Annotated in this window: 7 protein-coding genes; 1 reads left to right on the forward strand and 6 read right to left on the reverse strand. The window is 39.1% G+C overall.

Annotation, left to right across the window (positions count from 1 at the left end):
• Positions 1–162 precede the first annotated feature (162 nt).
• Positions 163–792 (reverse strand): glycoside hydrolase family 125 protein, encoded by a 630-nt coding sequence (locus tag AC1DPQ_RS14110; RefSeq protein ID WP_477609846.1) that lies wholly within the window; start codon positions 790–792, stop codon positions 163–165.
• A complete protein-coding gene (locus AC1DPQ_RS14115; protein ID WP_477609838.1) occupies positions 744–1289 on the reverse strand; it encodes a glycoside hydrolase family 125 protein in 546 nt (181 codons plus the stop codon). The genes AC1DPQ_RS14110 and AC1DPQ_RS14115 overlap by 49 nt, the downstream gene beginning before the upstream one ends.
• A 287-nt stretch (positions 1290–1576) precedes the next feature.
• Between AC1DPQ_RS14115 and AC1DPQ_RS14120 the strand changes: the two genes are divergently transcribed.
• Entirely contained in the window at positions 1577–2764 is a 1188-nt protein-coding gene (locus AC1DPQ_RS14120) for an acetyltransferase domain-containing protein (RefSeq protein ID WP_477609840.1), read from the forward strand.
• Positions 2765–3111: 347 nt separating this feature from the next.
• Here AC1DPQ_RS14120 and AC1DPQ_RS14125 read toward each other — a convergent pair whose 3' ends face one another.
• The 4 genes from AC1DPQ_RS14125 to mutS all read right to left on the reverse strand — a co-directional run.
• Positions 3112–3717 (reverse strand): thioredoxin family protein, encoded by a 606-nt coding sequence (locus AC1DPQ_RS14125; RefSeq protein ID WP_477609842.1) that lies wholly within the window; start codon positions 3715–3717, stop codon positions 3112–3114.
• Between the two features lie 6 nt (positions 3718–3723).
• Positions 3724–4191 carry a TlpA disulfide reductase family protein gene (locus tag AC1DPQ_RS14130; RefSeq protein WP_477580472.1) on the reverse strand — a complete coding sequence of 156 codons (468 nt, stop codon included), beginning with the start codon at positions 4189–4191 and terminating at the stop codon, positions 3724–3726.
• Between the two features lie 156 nt (positions 4192–4347).
• A complete protein-coding gene (locus tag AC1DPQ_RS14135; RefSeq protein ID WP_477580474.1) occupies positions 4348–4845 on the reverse strand; it encodes a C40 family peptidase in 498 nt (165 codons plus the stop codon).
• Between the two features lie 78 nt (positions 4846–4923).
• Positions 4924–7039, reverse strand: a 2116-nt coding sequence (gene mutS / locus AC1DPQ_RS14140; protein ID WP_477609844.1) for a DNA mismatch repair protein MutS, incomplete at its 5' end; no start/stop codon positions are given.

The following is a 7039-nucleotide window of genomic DNA, read 5'->3' on the forward strand; positions in this document are numbered from 1 at the left end:
GTAAGTTCAGTGTGAATATGTTTTTTTAGACGTAAAAGATACCTTTATGGGCATTGGCAATTTCTGATACAATGTATGGAAAGATAAAACAAAACCGTATTGATTGGGAATTGAACTGAAGTCAATATCAGTCATTAACAACAATCAATACGGTCGGTTATATTAAGCTTTTAATAAAGCTGGTTTTTCGTGGTAGGTTCTCCAAAGTAACTCACCAAATAAGGTGTTAGACCAAGCAAACCAAGCCCTTGTAAAGTTTGCCGGGTTGTCTTTATTGAAAGACTCGTGCATAAAACCTTTACCAGCATGTGTCTTGCGTAACATTTCGATACAGGCTTTAATCTCTGCATCATTTTTTGAAGTTAAAGCACKCATTGTGATACTCATTGGCCAGATCATATCCTGACCAGCGTGCGGCCCACCAATTCCCTCGGCAGCTGTTCCTTTAAAGAAATACGGATTATCTTTAGAAAGGGCGAATTTCCTCGTATTCTGATAGATCGGATCTTCAATTTTCATTGCACCTAAATAAGGTAAGCCCAACAAGCTTGGTACATTAGAATCGTCCATCAGATACGAGCTTCCAAAACCATCTACCTCAAAGGCGTAAATTTTACCATATTTTGGATGACTAACGATAGCGTGTTTCTGTAGCGCTGCACTCACTTCATCAGCCAGGTTTAACAAACCGCTTTCCAAAGCCTGGTCATGCTGTAAAGCTTTAATCATTTCTGCTGCCTGCTTTAAGCTTGATACCGCAAAAAAGTTAGAAGGAACCAGGAATGGAAAAATGGCATGGCCGTTTTATCGGTTTTCCACTCACCTACCTTTGTGGCATCGCCATAAAAAGCATTTGCATAAGGATCTTTTAAAACACATTTCGTTTGGTGGATAATTACGCCCGCTATCAATTTTTTAAGTGGTTCATCTTCGTTTACGAACTGAAGATATGGCCAAACCTGTGCGGAGCTATCGCGCAACCACATCGCATCAATATCACCGGTAATTACATAAGTGTCTGGTCTACCCTCTTTTTCTGAATGGTAAACCGTAGTATCTAAAGTATTGGGAAAACAGTTTTCGAACAGCCAGGCCAATTCGGGGTTTTTAACGTTTGCCTGGAAAGTTTTAATTGCGGCATCTACAGCTTTACTTTGAAAGTGCCGTTTTGCGGCAGCTACACGTACCACAGGGAATTCCGGTGCGAGATTAGCGGCAAAAGAAAATTTCGATGCGACAACTCCTGCCCCTAACAAGCCTGTGTTTTGTATAAATGTTCTTCTTTTCATTATGATGTGTTATGATATTTTGGTTTAATTTCTACTAAACGAAATCTATATATTATCGATTATGATAAATTTAGTGGTAAGATTTTATTCGGTTAGCGCTTAACAAATATTATTATAATTTTTCGAACATCAAAATCACTATAGTCAATTAAACTATTCCTAAATCGATTTTCTTATGCATCATACTGAAATTGATTCAGATAACATTTTTGACGGACCTAAAGGTAATAATTATGTCAGTAAAAATAATTTTGAATGAGTATATTTAAATAACCAAACCTATTTATATGAATGCTGATAACAGTCCCCTATCAAAACGAATTTTATCTATTGATATACTCCGCGGATTAGTGATGATCATTATGGCACTGGATCATACAAGAGATTTCTTTCATGTTGGCGCCATGACCGGCGATCCGCTAAATCCAGACACCACTACGGGGATGTTGTTTTTTACCCGTTGGATTACACATTTTTGTGCACCAACCTTTGTTTTCTTATCAGGATTATCTGCTTATTTATCGGCACAGAACAAAACGGCAGCCCAGGCGAGTTCATTTTTGTTAAAACGGGGTTTATGGTTAATACTGATAGAAATTGTTGTCATCACATTCGGGTTAACCTTTAATGGAACATATAATTTTATTATTCTTCAGGTGATCTGGGCTATAGGAACCAGTATGATATTCCTTGGATTGGCCAGTCGAATTTCGTATAAAACTGTGCTGATAACCGGCCTGATATTGGTTTTTGGGCATAATCTTTTCAATTTATTCCCTGCTCCACCAGATTCAAATGGTGGCTTGATCTTAAAAATATTTTTCACGGCATCAGGAACCGTTGTGCCGCTTTCTGCCAATCATTTTGTTGGTGTATTTTACGCCATCCTCCCATGGACAGGCGTGATGTTTGTGGGCTATGGCGTTGGTGCCTGGTATAAAAAAGGTTACGCCGCCGACCGCCGGCAGCGCAATTTATTAATTGTAGGTTTGCTCACTATCTTTGTGTTTATCTCCCTGAGGTTGATCAATATATATGGCGATCCCGTTCCGCGAAAAGAATATCACGATTTCTTTAAAAACGTGCTTGCTTTTTTTAATGTAAACAAATATCCGCCATCTTTACAGTATATCGCTATGACTTTAGGTCCGGCCATGTTATTTTTGGCCTTTACTGAAAAACTGAGCAACCGGTTTGCCAGGATAACTTCTGTATACGGTGCTGTCCCCTTCTTTTATTATGTAATACACTTTTATCTGTTGCACACCCTCTTAATTGTGATATTTTTTGCCACAGGACATAGCAACAAAGAAATTGTACAGGTTCCATTTTTATTTAGACCTGCAGCCTTTGGCTTTGGTTTACCAATCGTGTATTTAATATGGCTTTGCGTGGTGGCCTCTTTGTATCTTCCATGCAGGTGGTTTAAACGATATAAGGAAACACACAGGCAATGGTGGTTAAGGTATATTTAAAACCAAGAGGGGGTTCATAAAGGCGATTTCACCTCAGACGCTGTCATGTTGTCCAAAGGACTCCTACGGAGAGCCTCCGATGAAAATCGGGACAAGTCGTCGAAATACTTTAAGGCGTATTTAAACGGGCCCTTCGACAGGTTACTATTGACAGACTAACAGCGTCGTCGTCTTTCCCGCGCAGGCGGGAATCTTAAAGCGCTTGCATTACGATTATTCATAAGTTTTCCTTTGTTCAGAGGCACTCATGAGCACTTCGTGGTTCCCAATCAAGTTGGGAATGACGAACCGCCAAAACCTGTCATCAACCTCTCGAGATGCTAAATATTATAATACAACCTTTTTGTTTAGCCTTTTTTCCATTTTATACCACAGCCAACAGCTTTAGTTGATGCAATTGCAGGTTTTTTACCGATGGATAATTCGTTAACTGCATTTTTAACATACTCTACTTTTGTACTGTTTGCTTCTTCCGGATCGTTATCTATGGCACCAATGTACTCAACAACATTTCCTTTATCGGTTTTGTTCAGCACAAAAACATGCGGTGTTCTGGTAGCACCAAATTGTTTGGTTACCGCATGGTTGGGATCTAGAAGATAAGGGAAATTGAATTTCTTTTCTGTGGCCAGTGCCTGCATTTTTTGGAAACTTTCGTCCGGAACGGCCCCAGCATCGTTTGGATTAATGGCCACAACAGGATAACCTTTTGCARCATAAGTTGCGTTTAAAGCAGAGATACGCTCCTGATAAGCTTTTGCCACCGGACAGGTATTACAGGTAAAAACCACAATATAGCCCTTTGCATCCTTGTAATCGGCCAAGGCAACCATTTTGTTGTTTACGTTTTTCAGCGAGAAATCTTTTACTACATCGCCCACTTTATAACCTTCAGTCTGGGCAAATGCGAATCCTGAAACCAGCATAAAAGCCACTAAAATCAATCTTTTCATAACGATCTATTTTAAGTTTAACAAAGTATTTTTCAGTTCAGTTTCTGTAAATTCCTTCTCGTAAAAACGTCTGGCTTTCTTGTTTACAAATAATGTAGCAGGAATAGCACCCGACCATTTTTTGTCTATCCGTTCAATATACTGTTGCTGATCGGGTTCGTTTAAAAGAAATACTTCGGCATTAATTTTATTGTTCAACACAAATGGAATCACTTCCTTTTGCAATTTTGACTTGAAATCTAAACTCACCAAAAGCACCTTAACAGGCTTTTTTAAATTGGCTAAACGTAATTTCTCGAAATTCGGCAACTCAGCCACACATGGTGAACACCAGGTGGCCCAGAAATTGATTACATAAGTTGTATCTTTTCCATTAGCGATGCGTTTATCCAACTCATCCAACTTGAGCAATGTTACCTGCGCTGTAGCGAAATAAGTGGTTAAAGATAAGCAGATTATGAAAAATATACGCATAAATGAATAACGAAATTTGGTGGGGATTGTTTTGTTTTTAACGTCCGTCACCCTGAACTTGTTTCAGGGTCTTTAAAAGAATAATACTCATTGTAATTCATTTTGAGTAATAAGATGCTGAAACAAGTTCAGCATGACGACAAGTATAGGAATTAACTAATTCACCGATCCCGATTTAACCAATACACGTTGATAAGCAGGAAGCGTTAAATCATCAACAATTACGCCTCTGGTAGTGCTGGCGTGTACGAAAAAACCATTATTGAGGTATACCCCTACATGATCTACATCATTACCGCCAAAAGAGAAAAACACCAGATCTCCTTCTTTTAAATTATCTATATTTTTACACTTCACCACATTAGCTTGCTCGCGGGAAATACGCGGAAGTGTAACTCCGTAAATTTCTTTCTCCAATAAAAAAGCAAAACCAGAACAATCAATACCGCCTTTATCTAAACCCCCAAAACGGTATTTTACACCTGTCCAATCGGTAATGAAACGATAGAGCGGTTTGCTCTGTAAATTTGCCATTGCATCTGCCGCTTTCGAAGCTTTCGTATCACTTTTAACGGTGTATTTTCTTGTTCCGCAAGAAGTTATGATGATTGAGAGAACTAAAAATAAAGAAAAAGAATATTTAGTTTTTATCATAATTTTTAATTCTTTTGATCACACATTCACACAGATATTTATAATACTAACATCTGTGTTCATCCTTTTTATCTGTGGTTAATTTTTAATTAATCGTTGTATTTCGTCCAGTTTCAACAAAGCTTCTACAGGCGTTAATGCGTTTACATCCAAATTATTCAATGTATCGCGGATTTTAACCAGAACAGGATCATCAATAGCAAACATCTGTAACTGATAAGCCTGGTTCTGCACTTTTTTAATGCTGTCTTTTATACTTTGACCTTCTGTACGGTCTATTTCGAGTTTTTTCAATATCTCATTCGCGCGACCAATTAACTTGCTTGGCATACCAGCCATTTTCGCTACGTGTATACCAAAACTATGCTCACTGCCACCAGGAACGAGTTTCCGTAAAAAGATAACTTTATTGGTCATTTCTTTTACCGATACATTAAAGTTTTTAATGCGCGGCATAGTATTGGCCAGTTCATTTAATTCATGGTAGTGCGTAGCAAATAAGGTTTTTGGTCTGGCAGTTGGATGTTGATGCAAAAATTCGGCAATGGCCCAGGCGATTGAAATGCCATCGTAGGTACTCGTTCCACGCCCAATTTCATCAAGTAAGATTAAACTGTCATCCGAAATGTTGTTCAGGATACTGGCCGTTTCATTCATTTCGACCATAAACGTACTTTCTCCTGAAGAAATATTATCAGATGCCCCTACCCGGGTAAAAATCTTATCTACAATACCTACTTCAGCATCTTTAGCAGGAACGAATGATCCCATTTGCGCCATCAGTACAATTAACGCCGTTTGCCTTAAAATGGCCGACTTACCCGCCATGTTGGGACCAGTAATCATAATAATCTGTTGACTTTCCGTATCGAGATATACATCATTGGTAATGTATTCTTCTCCAACGGGCAATTGTTTCTCAATTACCGGGTGGCGGCCACCTTTAATATCAAGCACTTTATTTTCGGTAACTTTTGGCTTGTTATAATGGTTTTTGGCCGCTAACTGTGCGAAACACAGTAAACAATCCAGCTGCGCAATTAAAAACGAATCGAGTTGGATCGGTTTGATGTAACTGGCTGTTTCGTACATCAGTTCGTTGTATAAACGGATTTCGATAGCCTGTATCTTCTCTTCCGCACCCAAAATCTGATCTTCGTATTCTTTAAGCTCCGGTGTAATGTAACGTTCGGCATTTACCAGCGTTTGTTTACGGATCCAGCCTGCTGGCACTTTATCTTTATGGGTATGGGTAACTTCCAAATAATAGCCGAAAACATTATTAAAGGCGATTTTTAACGATGGGATACCCGTTGCTTCTGCTTCACGTTTTTGTATCTGAACCAGATAATCTTTACCACCAAAAGCTATTTTACGCAAGCGATCTAGATCTTCATCAATTCCGTCTGCAATTACATTTCCTTTAATCAGCAAAGCTGGTGGTTCGGGCTGTAATTCCCTTTCAATTCTCTCCCTAATGGCTAAACACGGATTTAACTGATCCGCTATTTTAATCAGGAAAGGGTTTTTAGAATTGGCAGCCAGTTTTTTTACCGCCTCAATATGGTAAAGTGCGCGTTTTAAAGCAACCAATTCTCTCGGACCAACGCGTTGAAGGCCGACTTTAGAAATGAGTCGTTCTAAATCGCCAATCTGTTTAATGTTATTTAAAAATTCGCCTTGTAATTCTTCATGTTTTACAAAATACTCCACCATTCCAAGTCGCTCCTGGATGGGCTTCAATTCTTTTAAGGGCATGATGATCCACTTCTGCAACAAACGTGCGCCCATTGGCGTACAGGTATGATCCAAAATATCGAACAAGGTTACGGCATTGTCGTTAGGCGAATTCACCAATTCCAGGTTGCGAATGGTGAAACGGTCTAACCACATGTAACGGTCTTCCTCAATACGGCCGATCGAACTGATGTGTTGTAGATTACGATGCTCCGTTTCGCCCAAATAGTGTAGAATAACACCAGCAGCAACAATTCCGCTCTGTAAACGCTCTACACCAAAACCTTTTAACGAAGAAACCTCAAAGTGTTTCATCAGCGTTTCGTTCCCAAAATCAGTGGTAAAAGGCCATTCGTCTAAACCAAAAGTGTAAAAACGGTCGCCGAAGTGCTCGGTAAATGCCTGTCGTTTCGATTTCTGAAAAATAACCTCTGTAGGTTTAAAACCTTGCAAAAGT

The sequence above is a fragment of the Pedobacter sp. 01T416_2 genome (assembly GCF_056398925.1).

Bases quoted from the DNA above. Each gene is read 5' to 3' on its own strand.
- AC1DPQ_RS14115 (WP_477609838.1), bottom strand. From the start codon at position 1,289: ATGAAAAGAAGAACATTTATACAAAACACAGGCTTGTTAGGGGCAGGA.
- AC1DPQ_RS14120 (WP_477609840.1), top strand. From the start codon at position 1,577: ATGAATGCTGATAACAGTCCCCTATCAAAACGAATTTTATCTATTGAT.
- AC1DPQ_RS14130 (WP_477580472.1), bottom strand. From the start codon at position 4,191: ATGCGTATATTTTTCATAATCTGCTTATCTTTAACCACTTATTTCGCT.
- AC1DPQ_RS14135 (WP_477580474.1), bottom strand. From the start codon at position 4,845: ATGATAAAAACTAAATATTCTTTTTCTTTATTTTTAGTTCTCTCAATC.